Origin of the sequence: Streptomyces sp. CA-142005 (genome assembly GCF_050942335.1) — a bacterium.
GTDB lineage: Bacteria > Actinomycetota > Actinomycetes > Streptomycetales > Streptomycetaceae > Streptomyces.
Map to the genome: position 1 here is coordinate 2,248,571 of NZ_CP192078.1, position 25,666 is coordinate 2,274,236.

Annotated in this window: 18 protein-coding genes and 1 pseudogene; 6 read left to right on the top strand and 13 right to left on the bottom strand. The window is 73.7% G+C overall.

Going from position 1 to position 25,666, the window contains the following annotated elements:
* Positions 1-104 precede the first annotated feature (104 nt).
* The 3 genes from ACQPXS_RS10775 (at position 105) to glpK (ending at position 4,545) form a co-directional block, all read left to right on the top strand.
* Positions 105-1,754 (top strand): GGDEF domain-containing protein, encoded by a 1,650-nt coding sequence (locus ACQPXS_RS10775; RefSeq protein ID WP_433449058.1) that lies wholly within the window; start codon positions 105-107, stop codon positions 1,752-1,754.
* A 382-nt stretch (positions 1,755-2,136) separates the two neighbouring features.
* Positions 2,137-2,886, top strand: a complete 750-nt coding sequence (locus ACQPXS_RS10780; RefSeq protein WP_433449059.1) for an MIP/aquaporin family protein — start codon at positions 2,137-2,139, stop codon at positions 2,884-2,886.
* 135 nt (positions 2,887-3,021) lie between these two features.
* Positions 3,022-4,545 (top strand): glycerol kinase GlpK, encoded by a 1,524-nt coding sequence (glpK, locus tag ACQPXS_RS10785; protein WP_433449060.1) that lies wholly within the window; start codon positions 3,022-3,024, stop codon positions 4,543-4,545.
* Positions 4,546-4,686: 141 nt separating this feature from the next.
* Here glpK and ACQPXS_RS10790 read toward each other — a convergent pair whose 3' ends face one another.
* The 4 genes from ACQPXS_RS10790 to ACQPXS_RS10805 are packed head-to-tail and all read right to left on the bottom strand — an operon-like array spanning position 4,687 to position 9,038.
* Entirely contained in the window at positions 4,687-5,292 is a 606-nt protein-coding gene (locus ACQPXS_RS10790) for a GTP-binding protein (RefSeq protein ID WP_433449061.1), read from the bottom strand.
* A 39-nt stretch (positions 5,293-5,331) separates the two neighbouring features.
* On the bottom strand, positions 5,332-5,727 hold the full coding sequence (locus ACQPXS_RS10795; protein WP_356307563.1) for a DUF742 domain-containing protein: 396 nt from the start codon (positions 5,725-5,727) through the stop codon (positions 5,332-5,334).
* Positions 5,728-5,736: 9 nt separating this feature from the next.
* The gene (locus tag ACQPXS_RS10800) at positions 5,737-6,171 is read right to left on the bottom strand and encodes a roadblock/LC7 domain-containing protein (RefSeq protein ID WP_351809649.1); all 435 of its coding nucleotides are present in this window, start codon (positions 6,169-6,171) and stop codon (positions 5,737-5,739) included.
* Entirely contained in the window at positions 6,168-9,038 is a 2,871-nt protein-coding gene (locus tag ACQPXS_RS10805; protein WP_433449062.1) for a nitrate- and nitrite sensing domain-containing protein, read from the bottom strand. Before ACQPXS_RS10805 ends, ACQPXS_RS10800 begins: the two co-directional genes overlap by 4 nt.
* 418 nt (positions 9,039-9,456) lie before the next feature.
* On the opposite strand from ACQPXS_RS10805, the gene ACQPXS_RS10810 reads away from it, so the two are divergent.
* Positions 9,457-9,987 (top strand): hypothetical protein, encoded by a 531-nt coding sequence (locus ACQPXS_RS10810; RefSeq protein ID WP_351809643.1) that lies wholly within the window; start codon positions 9,457-9,459, stop codon positions 9,985-9,987.
* 28 nt (positions 9,988-10,015) lie between these two features.
* On the opposite strand, the gene ACQPXS_RS10815 is transcribed toward ACQPXS_RS10810, so the two are convergent.
* From ACQPXS_RS10815 to ACQPXS_RS10830, 4 genes are all read right to left on the bottom strand, one after another.
* Positions 10,016-14,779: a hypothetical protein gene (locus tag ACQPXS_RS10815; RefSeq protein WP_433449063.1), complete on the bottom strand. Its 4,764-nt coding sequence runs from the start codon at positions 14,777-14,779 to the stop codon at positions 10,016-10,018.
* Between the two features lie 65 nt (positions 14,780-14,844).
* Positions 14,845-15,723 carry a hypothetical protein gene (locus tag ACQPXS_RS10820; protein WP_433449064.1) on the bottom strand — a complete coding sequence of 293 codons (879 nt, stop codon included), beginning with the start codon at positions 15,721-15,723 and terminating at the stop codon, positions 14,845-14,847.
* Positions 15,724-15,754: 31 nt separating this feature from the next.
* Entirely contained in the window at positions 15,755-17,284 is a 1,530-nt protein-coding gene (locus tag ACQPXS_RS10825) for a hypothetical protein (protein WP_433449065.1), read from the bottom strand.
* 80 nt (positions 17,285-17,364) lie between these two features.
* Positions 17,365-18,066 carry a GntR family transcriptional regulator gene (locus ACQPXS_RS10830; RefSeq protein ID WP_433449066.1) on the bottom strand — a complete coding sequence of 234 codons (702 nt, stop codon included), beginning with the start codon at positions 18,064-18,066 and terminating at the stop codon, positions 17,365-17,367.
* A gap of 113 nt (positions 18,067-18,179) precedes the next feature.
* On the opposite strand from ACQPXS_RS10830, the gene ACQPXS_RS10835 reads away from it, so the two are divergent.
* A complete protein-coding gene (locus ACQPXS_RS10835; protein WP_433449067.1) occupies positions 18,180-19,019 on the top strand; it encodes a putative hydro-lyase in 840 nt (279 codons plus the stop codon).
* Between the two features lie 707 nt (positions 19,020-19,726).
* Here the strand turns inward: ACQPXS_RS10835 and ACQPXS_RS10840 are convergent.
* From ACQPXS_RS10840 to ACQPXS_RS10860, 5 genes and pseudogenes are all read right to left on the bottom strand, one after another.
* Positions 19,727-20,566, bottom strand: a pseudogene (locus ACQPXS_RS10840) (SGNH/GDSL hydrolase family protein); the annotation flags it as partial.
* Positions 20,563-21,738, bottom strand: coding sequence for a glycosyltransferase (locus tag ACQPXS_RS10845; protein WP_433449068.1), 1,176 nt, complete (start codon positions 21,736-21,738; stop codon positions 20,563-20,565). The pseudogene ACQPXS_RS10840 and the gene ACQPXS_RS10845, both read right to left, overlap by 4 nt.
* Positions 21,735-22,862 (bottom strand): glycosyltransferase family 4 protein, encoded by a 1,128-nt coding sequence (locus ACQPXS_RS10850; RefSeq protein ID WP_433449069.1) that lies wholly within the window; start codon positions 22,860-22,862, stop codon positions 21,735-21,737. The genes ACQPXS_RS10845 and ACQPXS_RS10850 overlap by 4 nt, the downstream gene beginning before the upstream one ends.
* A gap of 185 nt (positions 22,863-23,047) precedes the next feature.
* Positions 23,048-24,466, bottom strand: a complete 1,419-nt coding sequence (locus ACQPXS_RS10855; protein ID WP_433449070.1) for a HEAT repeat domain-containing protein — start codon at positions 24,464-24,466, stop codon at positions 23,048-23,050.
* A 301-nt stretch (positions 24,467-24,767) separates the two neighbouring features.
* Entirely contained in the window at positions 24,768-25,160 is a 393-nt protein-coding gene (locus ACQPXS_RS10860; RefSeq protein WP_351809618.1) for an ankyrin repeat domain-containing protein, read from the bottom strand.
* A gap of 310 nt (positions 25,161-25,470) precedes the next feature.
* Here ACQPXS_RS10860 and ACQPXS_RS10865 point away from each other — a divergent pair, with 310 nt between their 5' ends.
* Positions 25,471-25,665: a hypothetical protein gene (locus ACQPXS_RS10865; protein WP_390681766.1), complete on the top strand. Its 195-nt coding sequence runs from the start codon at positions 25,471-25,473 to the stop codon at positions 25,663-25,665.
* Position 25,666: the final 1 nt, after the last annotated feature.

Genomic DNA, 25,666 nt, shown 5'->3' on the forward strand with positions numbered 1-25,666 from the left:
CGGAGGCCACGGAGGTTTTCCACGCTGTGTGATCACCCCGGAATCCTGCGTGAACGTCTCATGAACTGCCCCTGGGCGCACGCAGGCAGCGCCATCATGCTCCCGTGCACTCCTGGACGGATACTCTCCGCTTCGCCTTCCAGCCGGTGGTCAACCTGAGGACGGGCGCGGTCACCGCACTGGAGACGCTCGCCCGCCCGGAGACCGGTGACATCCTGGCCGAGGCCCGCCGAGACCCCGAACTCGACGCCAGACTCACGGTGTTGGCGCTCCGCGCCGCGACACACAAGGAAACCCTGCTGCCGCTGCACCTGAACGTGTTCGCGGCCACCCTCGCCGACCTCGGCGGCCTCACCCCGCTGCACGACGCCGTGCGCGCGGCCGGGCGCCTGCCGTGGGAGGTGACGCTGGACGTGGTCCCGCCCTACACGCACGTGCCGCAACGGGCCCTGCTGGAGGCCGTGGCGGCGCTGCGCGAGCTGGGCTTCCGGATCAGCGCGGACGGCATCGGGGACGGTGACGTACCGCTCCGGCTGCTCACCGACCTCTCCCCCGACCTGGTCAAACTCGACGCCTCGCTGCTGTCCCGGCCCGCCGCGGTGCGGGCGATGCGGACCCTGTGCGAGGAGCTGGGTGCCCTGGTCGCGGTGGAGGGCGTGGAGACCGAGCTGCAGTACGCCGCGGCACTGTCGGCCGGGGCGCAGCTGGGGCAGGGCGAGCTGTTCGCGCCCCCGGCCCGGATCCCGGCCGCGGACGTATACGTTCCGCCCCGCGTTCCGGGTACCGTCGGTGTGCCCCGGTCCGGGCCGTCGGTGCGGGAGTTCGTGCGCCCGGCCGCCGTACTGCCGGTGACCGCCTCGGCGGGGCAGGTGCGGGCGCTGCTGACCGGATCGCCGGACGTGTCCGGTGTGCTGCTGGTGGACCAGGCCGGCCGGCCCGTGCGCTCGGTGCACCGCTCACGCTTCCTGCTGTCGATGTCCGGCCGCTACGGGCACGCCCTGTACGCCGACCGGCCGGCCTTCAAGCTGGGGGACGCGCCCCGCACGGTCGGCGTCGACGCCACCGCCTGGGAGGTGCTGGACGTCGTCGCGGTCGGCGGCCGGGACCGGACCTCCGACGATGTCGCGGTGGTCGACCGGCACGGCCGGTGGGTGGGCGTCGTACGGCTCGCGGACCTGGTGCGGGCCCTGGCCGAGAGCCGGGTCGAGGAGGCCGCCGGGCTCAATCCGCTGACCCGGCTGCCCGGTTCGGACGCGATCACCAGCGAGGTGGACCGGTGGATCGCGGACGGCCGGACGTTCGCGCTCAGCTGGCTGGACATCGACCACTTCAAGCAGGTCAACGACGGTGCCGGGTTCGCCATGGGCGACGAGCTGATCCGGTCGGTCGGGCGAGCGCTGCAGCAGGCGGCCTCGGGGCACGCGCGCGTGGGGCACATCGGCGGGGACGACTTCCTGGTGCTGGCCGAGGAGGAGGCGCTCGACCCGCTGGTCACGGCCGTGCTCGACGTGCCGTGGTCGGCGGGAGACCGGCCGGTCACGCTCTCCCTCGCGACGGTGGTGTGCGCGCCGGGAAGCGTGGGCGACCACCGCCAGGCCGCCGCCCAGCTCGCCCCGCTGAAGCAGGCGGCGAAGGCGCTGCGGGGCGCGAGCTGGGTGCTCGGCCGGGCCGGGCTGCCCGGTCACGAGGTCCGGCGCGGCGCGGGGGCGGCACCCGCGCAGGCCGGGTACGCGACCGTCGAGCCGGGGTGGTGAACGTCCTCCCCTGACATCCCCGTTGAGGTCCGGCAGCGGTGACCTGGGCGGCGACCGAGTTGCCGGCACGAACGCGCCCGCACCACCGGGCAAGTCGCCGTCACCGTCGCCGTCGGCAACCTTGACGCCCCCGTGGCGCCGGTGAACACTTCCCGGTGTCAGTCGACATCGCCGTACATTCTCGGCGTTATCAGGCGCGCTGCGCCACGGGTCCGTCCTGTTCCACGGCCCGTCCCTCCCCGGCGATACGGCTGCGACGGCACGCTCGGCACGGACGCCGGGCGGGGCGCGGGACTCCCTGCCTACGGCTGAAGACGCCAACGGAACGTTCCTGCACGGAGGGCCGGGGCTGACCGCCCCCACCGGCGCCAAGGGAGCCGCCATGAGCAACGGAGACATCTTCGTCGGCGAGGTCATAGGCACCGCGATCCTGATCCTCTTCGGTGCCGGCGTCTGCGCCGCCGTCACCCTCAGATACTCCAAGGCGCGGGCCTCGGGCTGGGTCGTCATCGCGTTCGGCTGGGGTTTCGGCGTGCTCGCGGGCGCGTACACCGCCGCTCCCCTCTCCGGCGGCCAGCTCAACCCCGCGGTCACCATCGGCATCGCCATCGACACCGGCAAGTGGGGCAAGGTCTGGGTGTACCTGCTGGGCCAGCTCGTCGGCGCGATGCTCGGGGCCGTACTGGCCTACCTGGTCTATCTCGCCCAGTTCCAGGCCAACACCCGCAAGGAGGGCACGACGGAGGGCACCGCCGACGAACCGGTGCCCACGCTCGGCATCTTCTCGACCATCCCGGAGATCCGGAACCCGGTCGCCAATCTCATCACCGAGATCATCGCGACCATCGCGCTCGTGCTGCCGATCCTCGCGTTCGGACTGACCAAGGGGCTCGGCGAGTCCGGCACCACCGTGCTGATCGTCTCCCTGCTCGTCGTCGGCATCGGGCTCTCCCTCGGCGGGCCCACCGGCTACGCCATCAACCCGGCCCGCGACCTCGGACCGCGGATCGTCCACACCTTCCTGCCGATCCCCAACAAGGGCACGTCCGACTGGGGTTACGCCTGGATCCCGGTCATCGGGCCCCTGATCGGCGGGGCACTGGCCGGCGCCATCTACAACGCGGCCTTCTGACCCCCCGTACAGCACTTCCGACCCCGACGCCCGCTCCCGGCCCGTACGCGTCCTCCGCGGGCCGTACGCCGCCCTCCTCTCCCCCGCACGCGCCCCTCTGACCAGCTACCCGACCCAGCGACCCAGGGGACTGCCATGACGGACACCGCCGACACCTACGTAGCCGCCATCGACCAGGGCACCACGTCCAGCCGCTGCATCGTCTTCGACCACAGCGGCGCCATCGTCGCCGTCGACCAGCGCGAGCACCGCCAGATCTTCCCGAAGCCCGGCTGGGTGGAGCACGACGCGACCGAGATCTGGTCCAAGGTGCAGGCCGTGGTCGCCGGTGCGCTCGCCAAGGCCGGACTGCGCGCCGACCAACTGAGCGCGCTCGGCATCACCAACCAGCGGGAGACGACCGTCCTGTGGGACCGCGCCACGGGCAAGCCCGTGCACAACGCGATCGTCTGGCAGGACACCCGCACCGCCGCCCTGTGCAGCGAACTGGGCGGCGCGGACGGCCAGGACCGCTTCCGCGAGCAGACCGGGCTGCCGCTGGCCAGCTACTTCTCCGGGCCCAAGGCGGCCTGGCTGCTGGACCACGTGCCCGGCCTGAGGGAGCGGGCCGAACGCGGTGAGATCGCCTTCGGCACGATCGACTCCTGGCTGATCTGGAACCTCACCGGCGGTACCGACGGCGGCCGGCACGTCACCGACGTCACGAACGCCGGCCGCACCATGCTGATGAACCTGGAGACGCTCCAGTGGGATCCCGCCATCCTGTCCGCCATGAACGTGCCGGAGGCGGTGCTGCCCGAGATCAGGTCCTCCGCGGAGGTGTACGGCACGGCGGTCGGGCAGCTAGCCGGGGTACCCGTGGCCTCCGCGCTCGGCGACCAGCAGGCCGCCGTCTTCGGGCAGGCCTGCTACGACGTGGGCACCGCCAAGAACACCTACGGCACCGGCAGCTTCCTGCTGCTGAACACCGGCACCCGGCCGGTGCCGTCCAAGAGCGGGCTGCTGACGACGATGGGCTACAAGATCGGCGGGGAGGCGCCGGTGTACTGCCTGGAGGGGTCCATCGCGATAACGGGCGCGCTGGTCCAGTGGTTCCGCGACCAGCTCGGGATCATCAGCAGCGCCGACGAGATCGAGACGCTGGCGGGGAGCGTCGAGGACAACGGCGGCGCCTACATCGTGCCCGCGTTCTCGGGCCTGTTCGCGCCGTACTGGCGCTCCGACGCGCGCGGTGTCGTCACCGGCCTCACCCGGTACGTCACGAAGGCCCATCTCGCACGCGCGGTGCTGGAGGCGACGAGCTGGCAGACCCGGGAGGTCGTGGACGCCATGTACCAGGACTCCGGGGTGCGGATCACCACCCTGAAGGTCGACGGCGGCATGACGAAGAACAACCTGCTCATGCAGCACCAGGCGGACGTCCTCGGGGTCCCGGTCATCAGGCCCCGGGTGTCCGAGACGACCTGCCTGGGCGCCGCCTACGCGGCCGGCCTGGCGACGGGCGTGTGGAACGACCTGGACGAGCTGAAGGCGCACTGGCGGCAGGATGCGGAGTGGGTACCGGCGATGGAGCCGTCGGTACGCGACCGCGAGTACCGCAACTGGCGCAAGGCCGTGGAGAAGAGCTTCGGCTGGCTGGAGGAGGAGGACGGCGCGTGACGGCGCGCGGCACGCGCGCGTGAGGGTTCATCCCATGGCACGCGCGCGTAAGGACTCCTCCCGCGGCACGCGCGCGTGAGGGCTCCTCACCGGACCACGGCCCGTACCCCGGTCGGCGGGGGTACGGGCCGTGCCCGTGGGTCAGCCGAGGGTGGCCTGGTGGCGGTCGGCCGCGTAGTCCATCGCGTGCTGGACGACTCCGATGAGCACGTCCTTGACGGACTCCCGGTCGCGCGCGTCGCACAGCAGGACGGGGACGCCCGCGTCCAGGTCGAGGGCCTGCCGGACCGCCTCGGCCGGGTAACGGGCCGCTCCCTCGAAACAGTTGACGCCGACGAGGAAGGGGATGCCACGCCGCTCGAAGTAGTCGACGGCGGCGAAGCAGTCCTCAAGACGCCGTGTGTCGGCGAGGACGACGGCTCCGAGCGCGCCCTCGGACAACTCGTCCCACATGAACCAGAACCGTTCCTGCCCGGGCGTGCCGAAGAGGTACAGCACCAGGTCCTCGCGCAGGGTGATACGGCCGAAGTCCATGGCCACGGTGGTGGTGTGCTTGGCCTCCACACCGCTGGTGTCGTCGACCGGTCGGCCGGCCTCGCTGAGCAATTCCTCGGTGCGCAGCGGCCTGATCTCGCTGACCGCGCCGACGAGGGTCGTCTTGCCCACGCCGAAGCCGCCGGCCACCAGGATCTTGAGTGTGACGGGCTCGACCGGGGGCTCGCCACGCTCCGAACGCCCGAGGATCATCGGTTTCTTCTCCTGCTCGAGAGGTCTTGCCGAACGGGGTCACAGCGCCCTGAGGCCGTTGATCACGTCGCGCAGAATGCTCTCGTCCGGCAGCTCGGCCGGGGGCACCGGGCGCGTGACATGGACGAGTTCGGCGTGCACCAGGTCGCCGATGAGCACCCGCACCACGCCGATCGGCAGGTCGAGGCCGGCGGCGAGTTCGGCGACCGACTGCGGTTCGCCGCGGCAGAGCCCGACGATCTCCACGTGCTCGGGCGACAGCGCCGGATCCGTCTCCGGGTCGCCCGCGTGGGGTTCCGTGACGACCACCGCGATCAGATCGAGCCGGTGCTGGGCCGCACTTGTGGTACGGCCGCGTGTCATGGCGTACGGACGGACGACCGGTCCGGCCTCGTCGTCGAACCAGTGGTTTCCTGCCTGACCGTCTGCGCTCATGACATCCCACTACCCGCCTGCGGGCAGATCGGTGCGCGGGCTGGTGCCCAGATGTACGCCGACCCGCTTGACCAGGAGCGTCATCTCGTAGGCGACCTGTCCGACGTCGGAGTCGGCGTCGGACAGGACGGCGAGGCAGCTGCCGTCCCCGGCGGCGGTGACGAACAGGAAGGCGTCGTCCAGCTCGACCACCGTCTGCCGGACGCCGCCCGCGTCGAAGTGGCGGCCCACGCCCTTGGCGAGGCTGTGGAAGCCGGATGCGACGGCCGCGAGATGCTCGCTGTCCTCCCGGGTCAGGTCCTTGGACACCCCCGTCGGGAGCCCGTCGCCGGACAGGACGACGGCCTTGCGGATACTGGCGACCCGGTCGACGAGGTCGTCCAGGAGCCAGTTGAGCCCGCCGTCGTCGGTCGTCGTGTGGCCGGTCGCCTTCGGTGCGGTCATCGACCGTCCCCCTTAGTCGTTCCTTGTGCTGTGCCGTCGTGGTCTGCGTCGCCGCCGGCGTTCTCCTTCCGGCCGCGCTGCCAGCCGCGCTGCAGCGAGGCCATCCGGCTGCGGACCTCTTCGGCGTCGCGGTCGGCGGGCTGCGGCGCGCGGTCGGCGCGCCGTGTGGTGTCCTGCTTGAGCTGCGGGGCGAGGCTGGCCTGACGTATACGCCGGGGCAGGGGTCCGGTGGCCGGGTCGTCGCCCGGTGCGCCGGCGGGCCGTGTGTCCGGGTGGCCGCTGGTTTCGCCGGCACCGGACGACTCCCCGGAGCGCCCGACCGGGCCGGCGCCGGACAGGCCCGTGGCACCCGGCTCTTCGGCGACGGGAGGCGCGGGCGGCCGGGTACGCCGGGGCAGGGCGGGGACGCCGGGCGCCGGGCCGGTGTCGTCGGCGGGGGCCGCGTCGTGTTGCCGGCCTCGGTCGGCGAGTTCGGCGGGGCGGTGGGAGGCGGTGGTGCGCCGGTGGGCGGGCAGTGGGGCCGGTCCGTCCGTCTCGGGGCGGTCGGAGGCGGCGGAGGGCTGCCTGTCCGGTTCGTCGCGGCGAGGGCGCTGGTCGGTGACGGGCCTGCCGTGCGAGCTGACCAGTTTGGGGGTCTGCCGGCGCGGCAGCGGTATGGGTCCGCGGTCGCCGGCCTCTTCGAGCGGCACGCGGTCGGCGGACGGGGACGGCGCCTGGTCGTCGGAGCGGGTGCGGGTGCGGCGGGGCCGGAACAGTCCACCGCGCTCGCTGTCCTCCTCCCCGAGGACGCCGGGGTAGTCGTCGATGGCGTCGAGATCCACCGGCACCTCCAGCTCGATCGGGCCGTCCAGCAGCGAGGTCGGTACGCCGGGCAGCTGCGCCGGCGCCGACCGTCCGGCTCCACGGCCCGCCTGCCCGATCCCCTTCGCGGGACGCTCCCGGTCGAGGCGGAAGCCGAGGCCGTTGGTGTCCGGTACGTCGTCGCTGAGCAGCGCGTCGGGGATGAAGACGACCGCGGTGGTGCCGCCGTAGGGCGAGGGCTGGAGCGAGACCCGGATGTTCTGGCGCTGGGCGAGGCGGCTGACCACGAACAGGCCGAGCCGGTCGGTGTCGGACAGTTCGAACTCGGGGGTCTCGGCGAGGCGCAGGTTGGCGTCCAGCAGCGCCTCGGCCGTCATGCCCAGACCCCGGTCGTGGATCTCCAGCGTGAAGCCGTTGGCCACCCGTTCGCCGAAAACCTGGACGGCGGTGTGCGGGGGCGAGAACACCGTGGCGTTCTCCAGGAGTTCGGCCGCGAGGTGGGTGAGGTCGGCGACGGCCGGGCCGGTGACGGCGACGCGGGGCAGCCGCCGTACCTCGATGCGTTCGTAGTCCTCGACCTCGGCGACGGCGGCGCGTACGACGTCCATCAGCTGCACCGGGCGGCGCCACTGCCGGGAGGGCGCGGCGCCGGAGAGGATCACCAGGCCCTCCGCGTGCCGGCGCATACGGGTGGTGAGGTGGTCCAGGCGGAAGAGGTCGGCGAGTTCGTCGGTGTCCTCCGTGCGGCGTTCCATGGTGTCCAGCAGCGTGAGCTGCTTGTGCAGCAGCACCTGGCTGCGGCGGGCGAGGTTGACGAAGACCTCGGAGACACCGGAGCGCAGTTCGGCCTGTTTGACGGCGGCCTCGACGGCCGCCCGCTGGAGGGTGTTGAGGGCCTTGCCGACCTCGCCCATCTCGTTCTTGTCGTACTCCAGACGTGGCACCTCGGTCTCGACGTCGACCTGCTCGCCCGCGGACAGCCGGCGCATCACGCTGGGCAGCCGGACGCCGGAGGCCTCGTGCGCCTCCAGGCGCAGCTGGCGCAGGTCGCGTATGAGGCCGCGGCCGATCCGGACCGACAGGAAGAGGGAGACCACGAGGGCGACCAGGCCGAGCAGGCCCGCGAAGACCGCCTGCAGGATGACGCCGATCGCCACGGGGCGCGTTCGGTCCTGGAAACGGTCGCCCACCTGGTCGTCGAGGGAGCCGAGTTGGCCGAGGACGCCGGCCGCCGCGGAGTCCCAGCTCCGGGCGGTGACACCGCGAGGGGTACCGGAGCCGGTGCGGACAACGGTCTGTTCGGCGGTGCGCAGCGAGGCGGTGGTGGCGTTCTGCCAGAAGTCTCGGTAGCGGTCGCGTTCGGTGGCGGGCAGCAGCGGCAGGCTGACGTCGTAGAGGACGGTGCGCTGGGCGACGAGGTCGGAGATGCGCCGCGTCTCGTCGCGGGTGAGCCGGCCGACGACGAGGGAGGAGCCGAGCAGGGCGTCCTCGCGGGAGAGCAGCTCGCGGGCGCGGCTGATGTCGACCAGTGCGCGGGCCTGCGCGTCCAGTTGGACGTCGTCGAGGCCTTCGAGGGAGGCGAGCAGCGCGTAACAGGGATCGACGAGGTGGTTGTAGCGGTCGAGGGCCTGGGTGCGGGTGACCGTGCGCTGCTCGACGCTGCGGCGCAGGGAGCCGAGGCCCTGGAAGGCGTCGAGGACGGCGGTGAGACGCTCGTCGTCCGCCACGTCCAGGCCGTCGAAGACGTGATGGCCGTCGGCGTTCTTGCGTATCGTCGCGATCGCCCGGTCGGTGGCGGCGCGGGTGCGCTGGAGCGCGGAGAGGGCGTCGGCGGCCCGTGGGTCGGCGAGGTAGACGAGGGCTTGGCGCCTCTCCTGCTGGAGGACACGGACCGTGTCCTCGGCGGGGTAGCCGATGTCCTGCTTCACGTCCGACACCTGGAACAGCCGGGCCACCTCGCGCCCTGTGAGTACCGTGGCGAAGCCCCAGATGACGGTCAGGGACACCAGCGGCACGAGAAGCAGCGCCACGATCTTCCGGCGGATGGACTTCCCGCGAAAGCGCATGGCCTCCCCCAGCTCGACCCCCGCCGGTCGGGGGTGCGCATGTGCGTCAACAAACGGCGCGAGCCTACTACCGCCTCACAGTTAACTCGAAGACATGTCCGGAGGGTGAACTTCCGTTCCGGCGGCGAGAGATGGCGAGTTGTCCGGGCATTGCGGGAGATTGCCACCGCGTTCCGGCACCCGCACCCGGTCGGACGGTGATGCGCCGACCGGGCGGTTGGCTGGATTTCTTCCCCGGTCGGGAATCATCCGGCGAAGTCGTTCGTCCTTCTCTACGGGAAATGGGGGCGGAATGGGCCACAGGAGCCGCATCCCGCACCCGGGCGGCGTAAAACAGCGCAAGCCGGGCAGCCACTGGGGAGCGGAGTCTTGTGACACCGGGGCGAGCGGCCTGCCGGCGGTGGGGAGGGACGCGGTGATGGGCACGGCACAGTGGCGCGAAGCGCCCGAGGAGAGCGTGGCGGGGCGCTCGGCGGCGCGGCGGGGCCCGGAGGAACCGGATCGCGACATTCGGGCGCGTGGGCGCGCCCGGGAGTCCGCCGGCGAACAGCGGGAGTACTACCGGCCGTTGTGGGTCGAGGAGCCGGCCCGGCGGCACCCGCTGCCGGATCCGGTGCGTACGGCGGCGGTGCGGGCCCTCCTGATCATCGCGGTGACGCTGATCCAGGCGATGGTGGCGTTCCTGTGCACGCTGGCCGAGTCCTGGCTGGCCTTCCCCATGGTGATCAGCAGTGTGGCGAGCACGGTGGTGGCCACCTGGGCCGTGGTCGACGTGTGGGTGACCCGCCAGGTGTGGAACCAGCGGTACGGCGTGGTCTCCGAGCCGAGCAGCACGGCCCGGGCACTGCGCCGCGAGCGGCGCGCCCGCCGGCGTGCGGAGCGCGCGGCGCTGCGCGAGCAGGAACGCATACGCCGGCGCGGCGGCACCGGGCAGTTGTCGCACTCCTGAGGTAGCCGGGTTCAACGACGCCTTCGCCTCAGGGGGTTGCAGTGGCCGGGCGTTTGAACATCCGCGTCGCCGTGATCTCGCTGTGCACCGCCTCTCCGGCCTGGGGCTGCTGGGGCAGCCCGGGCCGAAGGTGTTCCTCGACGCTGATGTACTTCAGGCCCGCCCTGAGGTCGGCGTCGTTGCGCAGGCGGATGACCAGCGGGAACTCGGCCAGGGCGGTCGTGTCGAACAGACCGGTGGTGTACAGCAGCTGCACACCGAGCGCGTCCGAGACGGCCCGCTGCAGCTCCAGCAGGTAGGTGGCGTTGGCGCGGCCGATCGGGTTGTCCAGGAACAGCGTGCCGGCATGCCGGTGCTTGTCCCGGCCCCGGTCGTTCGAGCGGAGGGCGGCCATCGTGCAGTACAGGGCGATCGCGGCGGTGAGCAGCTGGCCGCCGGAGAAGACGTCGCCCATCTGGCCCACGGGTACGCGCTCGGCGCGCAGTACGGCGTCGGGCTTGAGGATCTCGACGGCCACGCCCTTCGGCTGCAGCGCGGCCGCGACTCCGCGCAGCAGCAGCGACATGCCGTCGCGGCGCAGGTCGGAGTTCTTCTTCACGGCCGCACGGGTGGCGTCGTCGATGACCTCGCCGAGCCGTTCGGTGAGCGTGGCCTGGTCGGGCTCCTCGAAACGGATGCGCAGGAACTCCTGGCCGGACCACTCGCCGAGTCCCTCGGGCAGCCGGGACAGCCGCTGGGCGGACCGCAGGGTGGCGAGGGCCGACTCCACCAGGCCCCTCAGGCGGTCCACGATCGAGTCGCGGTTGCGCTCGAGCTGGGCCAGCTCGTCGGTCAGGACGCGCAGCCGGGGTGCGAAGGCGTCGGCCCACTTCTGCGCGTGCTCCGGCAGCGCGGACGCGGGCAGTTCGCGGATCTGCTGCCGGGCGGGGGTGCGGACCTGCTCGTAGCGCGTGGAATTGGCGTGCCGGACCAGGACGTCGCTCGCCTCGCGCACGGCCGCCTCGGCGGCGGACAGGTCGGCGGCGCAGCCCCGCAGCGAGCGGCGGGCCTCGGCCGCGGAGTGCCGGGCCTCCTCCAGGCTGCCGGGGTACGGTTCCTGCTCCTCCTGTTCCTCCTCGGGGGCGTGCTCGCGCAGCAGGTCGCGGAGCATCGCGGCGATCTCGTCGAAGCCGCCGGCCGCGTCCTCGGCGGCCCGGTGGGCCTCCAGCAGCTCGGCGTGGGCCTCGCGGGCCCCGGCCAGCGCCTCGGTACGGGCGGCGAGCTCGCCGGTGGCGGTGCGCAGCAGCGCCTGGGCGTGCTCGGCGTCGCGCGGGACGAGCTCCTCGGGCAGCTCGGTGTGCGCCTCACCGTCCTCGGGGGCGTGCCGTTCGGCCTCGCCGCGCAGCCGGCCGAGCTGCTCGCTCGCGGTGGACATGCGGGTCTCCAGGAGCTGCACCAGCTCCTCCGCGCGGGCGGCGGCGGCCTGCCGGGAGGGCCCGTCGGAGCCGTCGGGCGACTGAAGGAGCTGCTCGGCGCGGGTGCGGACCTTGTTGCTGAGCCGGTCGAGCTCGGCGCGGGCGGCACTCTCGTCGCTCTCCGCGCGGGCCTGCTCGGTGCGCAGGTCGGCGCCCACGCCCACCTTCTCGTACACCTGGGAGGCGGCGCGGTAGGCCTCGCGGAGCGCGGGCAGGGACGCCTTGGGAGTGTCGGCGTCCTCGACGGGTACGTCGTCGGGGGCGCCGGCGATCTCCGAGCGCTCGGCGCGCAGGGCCCGTGCGGTGCGTCGGGCGTCGTCGGCGGCGCGCTGGGCGGCGCGGCGGTCCTCGTCGGCGGCACGGGCGCGCTCCAGGCAGGCCTGCGCCCGGGCCTCGGACTCGGCGGCCTCGTCGGCGAGTTCACGCAGCCGCACCTGCCAGCCGGCGCGCTCGCGGAGCCGGTAGGCGAGCCCGGCGAGGGCGTCGGCGGCGCGGCGGGCCTTCTGCGCGGCCTCCTGCCGCTCGTCGCGGACCTGTGCGGCCTCGGCGGCTGCCTCGTCGGCCTCCGCGCGCACCGTGCGGGCCTCGGCCAGCTCGGCCTCGGCCTCCTCGGCGAACGCCCGGGTCTCCTCGGCGGTCCGGGCCAGCTCGGTGAGGCGTCCGGCGGGGCAGCCGGTGCGCCAGGAGGCGAGCCGGGCGGCCAGTTCACGGTCCTTGCCCAGCCGCGCGGCCAGCGTGCGGATCTCCTCGTCGCGCTCGGTGGCCCGCGCGCGCAGTGCCTGCCGTTCCTCGTCGGCGGCGTGCTCGTCGTGCATGGCCGGGTTCGGCGGCACGAGGAAGACGTCCCCGGAGGCGGCGCTGTCGGCGGGCGGCGGGGCGAGCAGGGCGGCGGCCGTGCCTACGGCGACGGCGGAGCGCGGCAGCAGGGCGGCGTCGCCGAGCACCTCGCGGGCACGCGCGTGCGTGGCCGGGTCGGTGATGATCACGCCGTCGACCAGTTCCGGCCGGGCGGCGAGCACGCGCGCGTGGTCGGCAGGGTCGACGGCCTGGGCGAGATAGCGCCAGCCGGGCAGCGCCGGGATGCCGTGCTCGCCGAGGAACTCCACCGTGGCCAGGACATCGGGTCCCGGCGGCAGCAGTCCGCCGTCACCGAGCGCGCCGAGGATCCGGGAGTCGTCGGCGGCGGCGGTGCGCAGCTCGAAGAGGTGCCGTTCGGCGGTCGAGACGGCGTCGTCGAGGAGTTCGCGCAACTCGTCGGCGAAGCGGTCGAGTTCCTCGGGGGTGAGAGGTCCCTCGGCCGGGGGCCGGGCAGCGCCGCTGGCGTCGGCAGCCGCGTCCCGGGACGCGCCCGTACGGCCGTGCGGCGCCCTGCCCGCCTCGGAACGGACACCGGAGGCGCCCTCACGGGAGGCTGCCGTACCGGCCCGGCCGGCGGGGTTGTCGCCGGCTCCGCTCCGGGGTCCTGGCACGTCGGCCCGGCCCGTCCCGGAGGCGCCCGGCAGGCTGAGCAGTTCCGCCAGCCGCTCCTCGGCGGCCAGGGACTCGGCGAGGCGCCGCTCGGCCTCGTAGGACCGCTCGGCCGCCGTCGCGGCGTCCGCAGCGCGGGCGGCGGTCAGTTCCGCGCGGGATTCCGCGGAGGCCGCCTCGCGCGCGTGCTCGGTGGCCTTGCGGGCGGCCTCACGGGCCGTGTCCCAGGCGGCGACGGCACTCTTCTCGGCGTCGCTGGCGGCGAGCGCGGCCCGCGCCGGGTCGGCGTCCGGGGCGCTGTCGTCGAGCCAGCCCGCGCGGACGGCCTCGGCGGTCTCCTGCTCGACCTCGGTGAGGCGCTGGCGCAGATGCCCGGCCTCGCTGCGGGCGCGCTGTGCCTCGGTCGCGGCGGTCGTCGAGTCGCGGTAGGCGCACTCGCCGACCTCCTGCAGCGCGGCGGAGCGCTCCTCCCCCTCGTTGGCGAGGGCCTCGGCGCTCTCGGCGGCCGCGTGCAGGGCCCGTACCAGGTCCACGGCGGCCTTGGCGCGGGCGGCGAGCGCGGGCGCGGCGTCCCGCTCGGCCTCCTGGATGGCGGCGGACACGCGCGCGACGCGGTCGGCGGCGGCACGGTGGCGCAGCACGGCCTCGGCGGCCTGCCAGGCGGAGTGCAGGGTGCGGGCGTCGGCCAGCTCGCGCTTCTGCGCGGCGGCGGCCTTCTCGGCGGCGGCGAGCGCCAGGGAGGCGTGCCGGTAGGCGAGCTCGGCCGCGATGAGCGCGCTGCGCTCGCGGGCGCCCTCGGAGTGCGTGACGGCGTAGGCGGCGGCCGTGACGCGCTGGGCGAGGTCGGCCGCGCGCACCCGCTCCTGGACGGCCCGCGCGGACAGCCGCCGGGCGAGGGTGCGGGTACGGCGCTCAGCCCCGGCGTGGATGTCACGCGCGCGTGCGCGGGCCTCGGCGGCCTCGACGATCCGGCCGAGCAGGTCGACCGACCCGGCGGTGAAGTCCCGTTCGGCGATCAGCTCGGCGCGCCGGCCCAGCTTGTTGCCGAAGCCGCTGACCAGGTCGGCGAGGCCGTCGGTGTCACGGGTGTCGGTGACGGCGCGCAGCAGCAGGTCGGTGAAGTCGGAGTCCTTCTTCACCGCGAAGAGACCGGCCGCCTCGCCCTCGTCGGCGTTCATCTCCCGCTGGTAGCGGAAGAGTTCGGGGTCGAGGCCGAGGTCGCCGAGGTGTTCGATCCAGCGGTCGTGGATCTCCTCCCAGTGCACCTCCAGGTGCGGATAGGCCTTGCCGGCCTCCGTCAGGGCGTCGCGGAAGCCCTTCATGGTGCGGCGCCGGCCCTGGGCGCCCGAGGTGCCCTCCACGGGCGGCCGTACGGCGGTGGACTCGGCGACGGGCAGGTTGTCCAGGCTCAGTCCCGGGCCGGGCCGGAAGGAGTACCAGGCCTCGGCGAACTTGCGCGGGTCGTTGGACACCTGCCGTCCGCGCCACTCGCTCACCTTGCCGACGACGACGCACTCGCCGGTCTGCACGTGCTGCCACTCCAGCGCCACGTGCCCGCAGTCGTCGGCGAGCAGGAACTTGCGCAGCACACCGGAGCTGGCGCCGCCGAGGGTGTTGCGGTGGCCCGGCAGCATCACCGAGAAGATCAGTTTGAGCAGGACGGACTTGCCGCCGCCGTTCTCCAGGAAGAGCACTCCCGCGGGCGCAGGCCGGCGCGGCGGGCCGGACGGCTCCTCCGCGAAGAACTCCGCCTGTGTGGGCGCCGGGTCGGGCACGGGCTCGCCGACGCCCCGCAGGTCAAGCACGGTGTCGGCGTAGCGCGCACCGGCGGGACCGATGGAGTAGAGGCGGACCCGGGACAGCTCGTACATGGCGGACTCTCGTAAGTCTGGTGAAAGGTGCGGTGGTTCGGGATTCGGCGGGAGCCAGGCGGCCCTCAGGAGTGGAACGGCAGCCCGGCGTCGGCGACCAGCTCCAGGTCCTCGGTGTCCTCGGCGGGCAGCAGGCTGGCCGTGCCGTCGGTCACCGGTACGACGCCCAGCTCCAGCAGTTCGGCCATGGCGGCGCTGCCGGCCATGTCGCGGACCTGGAGCTGGTAGCGGGCCGTGGTGCGGTACGTGCCGCCGCCGTCGTCGCCGGTGCGCTGCAGGAAGCCCGAGTCGGTGAGGAACGTGAGGGCCTTGGCCACGATGCCGGTGGTGGAGGCGGCCGGGCGGCGGGCGTCCTTGGTGGCTCCCGTGGCACTGCGTCTGGCCCAGATGCGCCAGGCGGCCTCCAGGCCGGGCGCGTCGGTCGCCGGGTCGGTGTTCTCGCCCAGTTCCTCGGCCCGCTCCTCCAGGCGCCGGCAGGCCTGCCGTACGAAGGCGTCGACGCCGTTGACGGTGAGGCGGCCGATGTAGGTGTCGTCGGCCAGGTCCTCCGGGCGCGGGAACGCCAGTGCGGCGACGGCGAGATGAGCGAGCCCGTGCAGGAAGCGGTCGCCGGAGTCGGCGGCGGTGCGACGCGCGTAGTCGCCCATGCGGACGGCGAACACCGAGTCCTCGGCCGCCGTCACGGCCATCCCCGCGCGCGGGGACACCTCCAGTACGACGAGACCGAGGCCGGTGGCGACGGCGTCGGCGAGCCGCGCGAACGCCGGGTCGTCGCGGTAGCGGCGCAGCAGCTCCGTGTACTCCTGGTCCCGCGCGGGCTGCAGCTTGGGCTGCAGCCCGAAGGCGACGAGCCGCGCCGCGTCGGCGGCGTCGGCGGGGGTGACGGCGGCGGGCGCCGACGGTGCCGACGACTCCGCCTCACTCCACTCGACGTGCTCGCTCACGGTTGGGGCTCCTTGTCGCGCTGTTGTTGACTCATGCTGCTTCCGTCCGGTCCGCCGCCATCCCGGCCGCGTCCAGCAGCGCGGTCCCCACGATCAGGTCCGCCCCGCCGAACTCGGGGTCGTCCAGCTCGGTCCCGTCGTCCACGGCGAACAGCAGCTTCTCCTCGCCCTGCCGGTAGGCGGTGCCCACCGCGGGACTGGCCGCGTGAACCGCCAACAGGGCTACCAGATAGGCCAGGTCGGGGTCGCCGGTGCGCCGGGCCTCGGCCAGCAGTCCGGACAGTCTGCGCGGGGCGTCGGCCGGCAGGTCCAGCAGCTCCGTCGCCGCGGCCAGTTGCTCCTCGCTGAACCGGCTGTCGTCGGGCGTGGCGATGAGGTCGGGCTCGGGCATCTCCGCGCCCAGGTGCTCGCGCTCGACCGGCGGCGTCAGCAGTAGGTCGACGAGGTCCGCCACCCGGACGGAGACGGGCGTGCGCAGGCCCGTGCCGCTCGCGAAGAACGCGTCCGTGACCCGGATCGCCTGCTCGAGGGGCAACGGCAGGACGGGGGCGACGAGATGGCCGTACAGGTCTATCCCGGAGGTCGTCGCCGGTGTGGCGAAGGCCTGCCGGTCCTGCTCGGCGCGGAACAGCGGGCCCGCCTCCAGCAGCCGTGACTGGAGCTGGGTGTGCCGCCGGATGCAGTCCTTGACGATGTCGACCAGCTCGGCGGCGCGGCGCTTGTGCTCGGGCTCCTCGGTCTCGTCCCGGGCCCTGCGGATGTTGGTGAGGATCGCGTTCTCGTGGCGGTAGCGGTCGGCCACGTGGTCCAGGGCCTCGGCGATCATGTCGGGCACGGCATTGAGCCAGTCGACCGCGCGGACGTTGCGCCGGGTGGCCTCCAGGGCGCGGCGCAGGGTCTCCGAGTACTGCACCGTGCGGTAGCGGGCCTGTTCGGCGGCGAGCTGGGCGTCGGCGAGCCGGCCGCGGCTGATCAGCACCTCCAGCTTGACCTCGGCGGCGATCTGGGCGCTGGTGACGTCGGTGTCGAGGGCGCCGACCAGGACGTTGACCGCCTCGTCCGTCGTGCGCAGGTACACCGTGCCGCCGGGGCCGGGGACCTCCTCGATCAGCTTGAAGTCGTAGTCCCGGCGGACGTACGTGCCGTCCGGCGCGAAGGTGCCGTAGACGGCGCGGAAGCCGCGGTCCACGCTGCCGACGTTGATCAGGTTCTCCAGGACCCAGCGAGCCACGCGCTCGTGCTCGGCGGTCGGGCGGTGCGGGGCCTGGGCGGCGATGCGCGGGAGGAGGCGGGCCACGATCTGCTCGTGGTCGGCGCCGGTGTCGAAGTCCATGTTGAGCGTGACCAGGTCGATGGCGGCGAGGGCCACCTCGGCCATGCCGTACACCGAGTACTCACCGGCCAGGTTGGCCTTGCGCGCGTCGAGGTCGTGCAGCGGCGCGGTGCAGGCGAGCGCGCGCAGCCGCCGCGCCAGCCCCTCGTCGGCGGCCGGGCCCAAAGCAGGGCGCGGCCCCGCGCTGAGCTGGGGCGGAACGCTGTCCGTCGATGCAGGCGAAGTCACGGTGCACAGACTAGGTCCTGGGTCTGACATCGACCCAAACGAGAGGCTCTGCCGGTTTGACCGACCGGGCCGCTGCGGGCCTACGGGGCGCTTTCCTCGCCCACCCTGCGCCGGTACACCTCCACGATCCGCTCCAGCGAGTCCGCGAAGTAGGTCTCCAGCAGTCGTTCGGCCTCGCGCTTGTCGCCGGACTGCAGCGCCTGCAGGATCCTGCGGTTGCGGGCGAGGTAGGGCTCGTGCAGCCGGCGCGGGTCGTCGACCACGTGGAAGGCGAGCCGCAGTTCGGCGAAGACGCTGCGCATCAGTTCGTCGGTGCGCTCGCTGCCCGCGAGGGCGACCAGTTCCCGATGGAAGTGGATGTTGGCGGTGCCCAGCGCCTTCCAGTCGTTCTCCGCGGTCGCCCGCTCTGCTTCCCCGACCGCCGCGGCGACTCCCTCCAGCCGGTACGGCGGTTCGCCGAGCCCGCGCACGACGGCGCACTCGACCAGGGAGCGCGTGCGGTAGATGTCCTCGACGTCCTCGACGGTCAGGACCCGTACGAACACCCCGCGGTTGAGCTCGTGGACCAGCAGGCGTTCGTGCGTGAGCAGCCGGAACGCCTCGCGCAGGGTGTTGCGGGAGACCCCGAGCGCCCCGCCGATGCCGTCCTCCGACAGCCGGGTGCCGGGCGGGAAGTACCCGTCGGCGATACGCGTCCGGAGGATGTCCGAGACCCGCTCCGCCGTGCTGGTACGCCCCAGGAGCGCACGGTCGTCGGCCAGTGCCGTCAGCTGCTCTGCCATGCCCGGAATTCAATCGCACACTCCGGGACGAAACAACATGGGTATTGAAGGATCGTTGAACGATCCTCTACCGTCGCCCGGGACGGCACTGCTCACGTTCCCGAGGAGCCGGCATGACGCAGACACCGCGTACCGAGGACCTCCCCGTCACAGCAGTCGACCAGCGCGCGCACGCGTGGAGTCCGGAAACGGCCCGGGCCCGCTTCCGGGACGGCCTCGCGGGCCCGACGGCCGGGGTGGCGGCGGGCCACACACAGGCCAATCTGATCTCGGTGCCGGCCGACTGGGCGTACGACATGCTGCTGTTCTGCCAGCGCAATCCCAAGCCGTGCCCGGTGCTGGACGTCACGGACGCCGGCTCCACGTCGACCGTCCTCGCCGAGGGCGCCGACCTGCGCACGGATCTGCCGCGCTACCGGGTGTGGCAGGACGGCGAACTGGTCGGGGAACCCACCGACGTGCGCGCGTACTGGCGGGACGACCTGGTGTCGTTCCTGCTCGGCTGCAGCTTCACCTTCGAGTGGGCGCTCGCCCGGGCGGGGGTGCCGATCCGGCATGCCGAGCAGGGCCGCAACGTGCCGATGTACATCACCACGCGCGCGTGCCGGGCGGCGGGCCGGCTGCGCGGGCCGATGGTGGTGTCCATGCGGCCGGTGCCGCCGGAGCACCTCCGGGCCGCGATCCGGGAGAGCAGCCTGTTGCCGGCCGTGCACGGCGGTCCGGTGCACTGCGGGGACCCCTTGGCCCTCGGCATCGAGGACCTGAGCCGCCCCGACTTCGGCGACCCGGTGACCGTCGAGCCCGGTGACATTCCGGTGTTCTGGGCCTGCGGAGTGACTCCGCAGGCGGCGGTGATGGCCTCCCGGCCGCCGTTCGCGATCACCCACGCCCCGGGCCGGATGCTCCTGACCGACGCCCGCGACGAGCAGTACCGGCTGGTCGGCATCGTCTGAGGCCGCCCCACGGCGGATTCGGTCCGGTGGGAGCACGCGTGCGTGCCGGCCGCGCAGCCGCATCCGTGAGCCCCCGGCGGGGCCTGGACCTCCACACGGACCAGGCCCCCCTCGGACAGGCGTCCGGTCACCTTCCCGGCGTGCCCATCGAACCCGTCGGCCGCTACCCGGCGGCCACGGTGGTCCGCACCGCCTGCGCCCCCACAGCCGCACACGCCTCACCCGGCACCGCAACCGCACCCGCCGACCCCGGCACGACGACCTCCCCGACCGGATCCGCCGCCGTGGCCACGCGGACCTTGTCCGCCGTGCCGGCCTCGCCGACCGGCGGGCCTGGACCTCCACACGGACCAGGCCCCCCTCGGACAGGCGTCCGGTCACCTTCCCGGCGTGCCCATCGAACCCGTCGGCCGCTACCCGGCGGCCACGGTGGTCCGCACCGCCTGCACCCCCACAGCCGCACACGCCTCACCCGGCACCGCAACCGCACCCGCCGACCCCGGCACGACGGCCTCCCCGACCGGATCCGCCGCCGTGACGGCCTCGCCGACCGGCTCCTCCACCGCGGCCGTACGCACCATGGCCGTACGCACCGTGCCCGCCGTTCCGGCCTCACGGGCCGCACCCGCCCTCGTGCGCGCCCGGGTGGGATCGGGTGTCCCCGCCGGATGCGTGCCCGCAAGGCGCCGCTGAGCCTCGGCGTCCTGGTCGGGGTTCTCCGCGAGGGCGGCCAGGGCGGCGGACACCGCTGCCGAGGCGCTCAGGTCGAGGCGGGCGCTGGTGCCCCGGGCCCGGTGGTGCAGTTCGTCCGCGGCCAGGCGCAGCAGCTGGGGCAGCAGGTCCTTGCAGCGCCGGGCCACCCAGGCGGTGCCGGCCGTGGCCAGCCACAGCAGGCTCGCCGCCCGGGTGGGCGCGGGGAACTCCGGCTCGGGGGAGGGCGGTTGTCCCGTCGGACGGCCCGCCTCGGTGAGCAGGGCGTGGAAGCGCGCGGCGAGCTGCCGGTGGCCGCGTTCGCCCGGGTGCAGCCGGTCGGAGCTCCACAGGGCCCGGTCGGTGATCCAGGCTCCGTCCGCCGCGTGCAGGTGGACGGCCCCGTAGCGCTCGGACAGCGCGTGGACGAGCGTGTTGACGGCCCGTTGCCGACGGGCCAGCGGCCGGGCCAGGGCGCTGGGCAGGCCCAGCATCGCGCCGGGGTCGGGCAGGCAGGCGGTCAGCAGGGTGGCGCCCTCCCGGGTGAAGGCCGCGTAGACCCCGTCGAGGTGGGCGGCCACCGCCTGGATGTCGAAGGTGCGGCGCAGCGTGTCGTTGACGCCGATCACCACCGACACCAGGTCGGGGCGGAGTTCGAGGGCGGCGGGGGTCTGCCGCTCCAGCACGTCACGGGTCTGCGCGCCGCTGACCGCGAGGTTGGTGAACTCCACGGCTTCGGGGGTCTCGGCGAGGGAGGGCGCCAGCAGCGCGGCCCAGCCCCGCCAGCCGTCTCCGACGGGGTCGCCCACGCCCTCGGTGAGCGAGTCCCCGAGGGCGACGAAGCGGACGAGGCTCATGCCACGCCCTCCGGCACGGTGCGAAGGACGCCGGCCGGGCGGAGCACCTCCGCGTCGTGGGCCGCCAGGAACGCCTCCACGGCCGTACCCCAGCCGAAGCACTCCGCACGCGCGCGTGCCGCCTCCCGCCGTGCGCGCTCGCCGCGGTCCAGGAGCACTTCCACGGCGTCCGCGAACGCCTCGCCGCGGTCGGCCGCGGTCGCCCCGGCGGAGCCGATGACCTCGGGCAGCGCGGACGACCTGCTCGCCACGACGGGCGTGCCGCAGGCCATGGCCTCCAGCGCGGCCAGCCCGAAGGTCTCGGCGGGCCCGGGCGCGAGGGCGATGTCCGCGGTCGCCTGGAGGGCGCCGAGCGCGGCCCGGTCGGAGACGTGCCCGAGGAAGGTCACCGGCAGCCCGTGCTCCCGCGCGCGCTGCTCCAGCCGGGCCCTGAGCGGCCCGTCCCCGGCCACCACGAGCACCGCCCGGCGCCCGCGCCGTATCAGCGCCTCCAGGGCGTCCAGGGCGGTGCCGGGCCGCTTCTCGACGGACAGCCGGGAGCACATCACGAGCAGCACCTCGTCCCCGCGCGCGTGCCGGGTGCGCAGGCCCGGGTCGCGCAGCGTGGGGTGGCGTTCCGTCAGGTCGACACCCAGGGGGGCGCGTACGACGTTGCGCGCGCCGATGCGTACGAACTCGCGCTCGGCGAACTCGGTGGTGCACACCACTCTCGAGTAGACGTGCGCGGTACGGGTGTTGAGGGCGTCGGCGGCCCGCCGGGAGAGGTGCTCGGGCAGACCCCAGGTGCGCAGCACGCCGTCGGCGGTCTCGTGGGAGACCATCACGGCGGGCACGCGCGCGCGGCGGGCCCAGCGGCCCGTCCAGCGCAGGGTCGTGCGGTCGGAGACCTCCAGGCGGTCCGGGGCCAGCTCCTCCAGGAGGGCGGCCACGCGCCGCTTGTCGGTGAGGACGCGGTAGCCGCCGGTGCCGGGCAGCAGCGGGCCGGGCAGCGTGATGACCCGGCCCTGCTCGGTGTCGCGGTCGGTGTGCCGTTCGCCGGGCACGATCAGGACGGGTTCGTGGCCCGCCGCCTTGAAGCCCTTGCCCAGCTCGCGCAGGGCGGTACGCAGGCCGCCGGAGGACGGCGCGACGAAGTTGGCGAGCCGGACGATGCGCAGGGACTGACCGGTCATGCCGCCACCACCGTCCTGCGTGCCGAGAGGACGTCGTCGTAGTGGGCGATCAGCTGGTCTCCGATGGCGGCCCAGGTGCGGCCCTCGACCATCGCGCGCGCGGCGTCGCCGAACGCGGTCCGCCGCACCGGGTCGGCGGCAAGTTCGCGGACGGCCTGGGTGACAGCGCTGACGTCGCGCGGCGGGACCAGGAGTCCGGTGCGGCCGTGGGCGACCAGGTCGAGGGGGCCGCCGGCGGCGGGGGCGACGACCGGAACCCCGCTGGCCATGGCCTCCTGGACGGTCTGGCAGAACGTCTCGAAGGGGCCGGTGTGCACGAACAGGTCCAGCGAGGCGAAGATCCGCGCGAGGTCGCCGCCGGTGCGGCGGCCGAGGAAGACGGCGCCGGGCAGGGCCTCGGTGAGGTGCGCCTGGCTGGGCCCGTCGCCCACGACCACGACCTTGACGCCGTCCAGGCCGCACGCGCCGGCGAGGAGTTCGACGTGCTTCTCGGGGGCGAGCCGGCCGACGTAGCCGACGATCAGCTCGCCGTTCGGGGCGAGTTCGCGACGCAGCGCCTCGTCCCGCAGATCTGGCCGGAAACGTACGGTGTCCACGCCGCGCGGCCACAGCCGGACCCGGGGTATCCCGTGCGCCTCCAGGTCGCCGAGGGCGGCGCTGGAGGGGGCGAGGGTGCGGTCGGCGGCGGCGTGCACGGAGCGGATCCGCCGCCATGCGGCCGCCTCGCCGGCACCCATGTAGGTGCGGGCGTAGCCGGCGAGGTCGGTCTGGTAGACGGCGAGGGCGGGGATGCCGAGCTTGGCGGCGGCGGCCATGCCGCGCACGCCGAGGACGAAGGGGCTGGCGAGATGTACGACGTCAGGCCGGTGTTCGACGAGCGCGGCGGCGAGCCGCCGGCTGGGCAGGGCGACACGGACCTGGGGGTAGCCGGGGAGCGGGAGGGAGGGTATCCGGACGACCGGGCACGGGGCGTCCGTGTCCGGTCCGCTGCCCGGAGCGGGGGCGGGGGCGACGACGAGCGGATGGTGACCGCGATCTACGAGGTGCCGGGCGGTCTGGAGCGCGCAGTGGGCCACGCCGTTCACATCGGGGGGAAAGGATTCGGTCACGATGACGACACGCATACGGGTGTTGTCGCCGCGCCGAACGTGGCCGCGTCAACTTCGATCTTTCCGCCCGGGGAACGTCCCATGAGCGTTGGGCTGCGCACCCGAGCAGGTCAGACGGCCGTCATGACCGCCTGACCTGCGGGACACCCGGTGTTCACACGGCGGGCGGTCGTCCGCCCGGGCCGTGTGCGTGCGTGGGGTCAGCCGAGGGCGGCGTCGGGTCCGAAGCGGCTGCGTACCGCCGTCTGCACCTCCGCCTCCTCGGCCGGATCGGCGGCCAGGCGGCGCAGGCGCTCCACGACCCGGGCGTCACCGGTCTCGGCGTGCCGGGCGGCGAGTTCGCGGGTGGTCTCCTCGCAGTCCCACAGGCATTCGACGGCGAAGCCGGTGGCGAAGGAGGGATCGGTGGCGGCCAGGGCGCGGGCGGCACGGCCGCGGAGATGGGAGGAGGCCGTCTCGCGGTAGATGTGGCGCAGTACGGGGGCGGCGCAGGCGATGCCGAGGCGTCCGGTGCCGTCGACGAGGGTCCACAGCGTGGGCGCGTCGGGGCCGTCGCCCCGCACGGCCTCGCGGAGGGCGCCGAGGACGAGGTCGCGGTCCTGGACGCCGCCGCGGCAGGCGAGCATGCGTCCGGCGGCGGCGCCGAGCGCGTCGGGGCGCTGGGCCCAGCGGCGCGCGCGGTCGACGGCGGCGACGCTGCGCATCCGTTCGAAGGCGTCGACGGCCGCCTCCACGACGACGGACGTCCCGTCGGCGACGGCGGCCTCGATCAGGCCGAGGGCATCGGGGTCGTTGCTGTCGGCGAGATAGCGCAGCGCGGTGCAGCGGGCTCCGTCGATGCCGGTCCGGGCGGCCTGGACGATCTCCGGCCGGTCCTCGGGGCCGGCCACGGCGACCAGACAGCGGGCGGCCGGCACATGGAGGGCGGCGCCGCGGTCCATGCCCTGCTGGGCCCATTCGAAGACGGCACGCACGCTCCACCCGGGCCGTGGGCCGGTGGGCCGCATCTGCCGCTGCCAGCGGTCGAAACAGCCGGTCTCCTGGGCGGCACGCACGCGTGTGGCGATCGATTCGCGCGGGTCCTCGGCCCACAGCCGCCAGGGCCGCGGCTCGAAGGCGTCGCGTACGGCGGCGGCCAGCTCGGCCTCGCCCTCGGGGTCGGTGCCGAAGCGGGCCAGAACGGGTGCGGCGAGGGCGCGCAGGCCCGCGTCGTCGTCCCTGAGCGCCAGCTCGTCCAGGGCCCAGGCCCAGTTGGAGCCGTGGGCGGCGTACCTGCGCAGCAGTTCGAGCGCGTCCCGCCTGCCGTAGGAGGCGAGGTGCCCGAGGACGGCCAGGGCGAGGCCGGTACGGGACTCGTCGGTGTCGAGGACGTCCTCGGGGTCGAAGAGGTGCGCCTCGATGGCGTCCAGCTCGCCGTTCAGGTCGAGGTAGAGCCGGGCGTAGTAGAGGGAGCGGTTCTCCACCTGCCAGTCGTGGCGGGGGTCGCGCAGCACACAGTGGTTCAGGGCCGCGAGCGCCTCCGCGCGCGGCGCGGTGAGCGCGTGCAGCGTGCCGTCGCCACGGCCGCGCTGAAGCAGGCCGAGCAGCGTACCGCTGGGCGCTATGACCGGATCGAACATGGGAAACAGCCTCACATCAAGCGTCGACGCAACCGGAGAACACGCACTACCTGGCCGCGTGACACAACGTCGGAGCGCCCGCCGTCTCTTGCTTGCTGAAGACCATCTCTCTCTGCCTCTCGTCGGTGGCCCATGCGGACCGCATCACGGCCCGCGCGGTGCGGCATCACCTGCCCAGCCATCGCGTCCGTGAATCACGTCGTCATGATGACCCGGCGGTTTGTGCTGCCGCGACCGTATTTCCGGCGGCCCTTTACCGCCTCCCCCGTTTTCCGTTTCGTAGCTGGTCAGGACGTGCGCGTCAGTGCGCGCCGAACAGCTCCAGGAGTTCCGTCTTGCCGAACATGCGAGCGGTGTCGACGGCCGACGGCGTCCCCGCGGCGGGGTCGGCTCCGCTCTCCAGGAGCGCCTTGATCACTTCCGTCTCGCCCTTGAAGACGGCGCCGGCGAGCGGCGTCTGGCCTCGGTCGTTGACCTGGTCCGCCGCGGCGCCCCGGGCGAGCAGGGCGCGGACCGCGTCGGCGTGGCCGTGGTAGGCGGCGAGCATCACCAGGGAGTCGCCGCGGTCGTTGGTGAGGTTGGCCGGAACGCCGGCGTCGACGTACGCCACCAGCGCCTCGGTCTGCCCCTGCCGGGCCAGATCGAAGATCTTGGTCGCCAGCTCCACGACCTCGGGGTCGGGGGCTTCACTCATCGGCCGGACCGCCTCTCCTGCGAACTTCGGGGACTTCAGGGAGCGTACGGCAGCGAGAGCGGAGCACGGCCGTACGAGTGAATCGCCAGCGTACTGGCTCGCGCGGCACATGACCCGATGTGCCCGAGGTAAAGATCACCAACAGCCCCCACCGGAGGCAACCGCCCAGCTCGACCGGGCCCTTACCGCGCCACCGATCGGGTGAAATCTGATGGATTTCCCCCAGTTGCTCCTTTAGTCATATGGATACATCCTGTGATCCTGGAAGAACTCATGGTGACTGTCCCCCCTCGACACCAGGAGGCCCCAAATGATCCTCTCCATCTCGGGCGTCATGCTGCTCGGCACCGTCACCTTCCTCTTCTTCCGCAAGGACGGCCTCAAGGGCACACATGCCTGCACCTCGGCCCTGTTCGGGTTCTACCTGGCCAGCACGGGCATCGCCCCGAGCATCAGGGCCGGCGGAGAGAGCCTGGCGAGCCTCCTCGGCGGCATCAAGTTCTGAC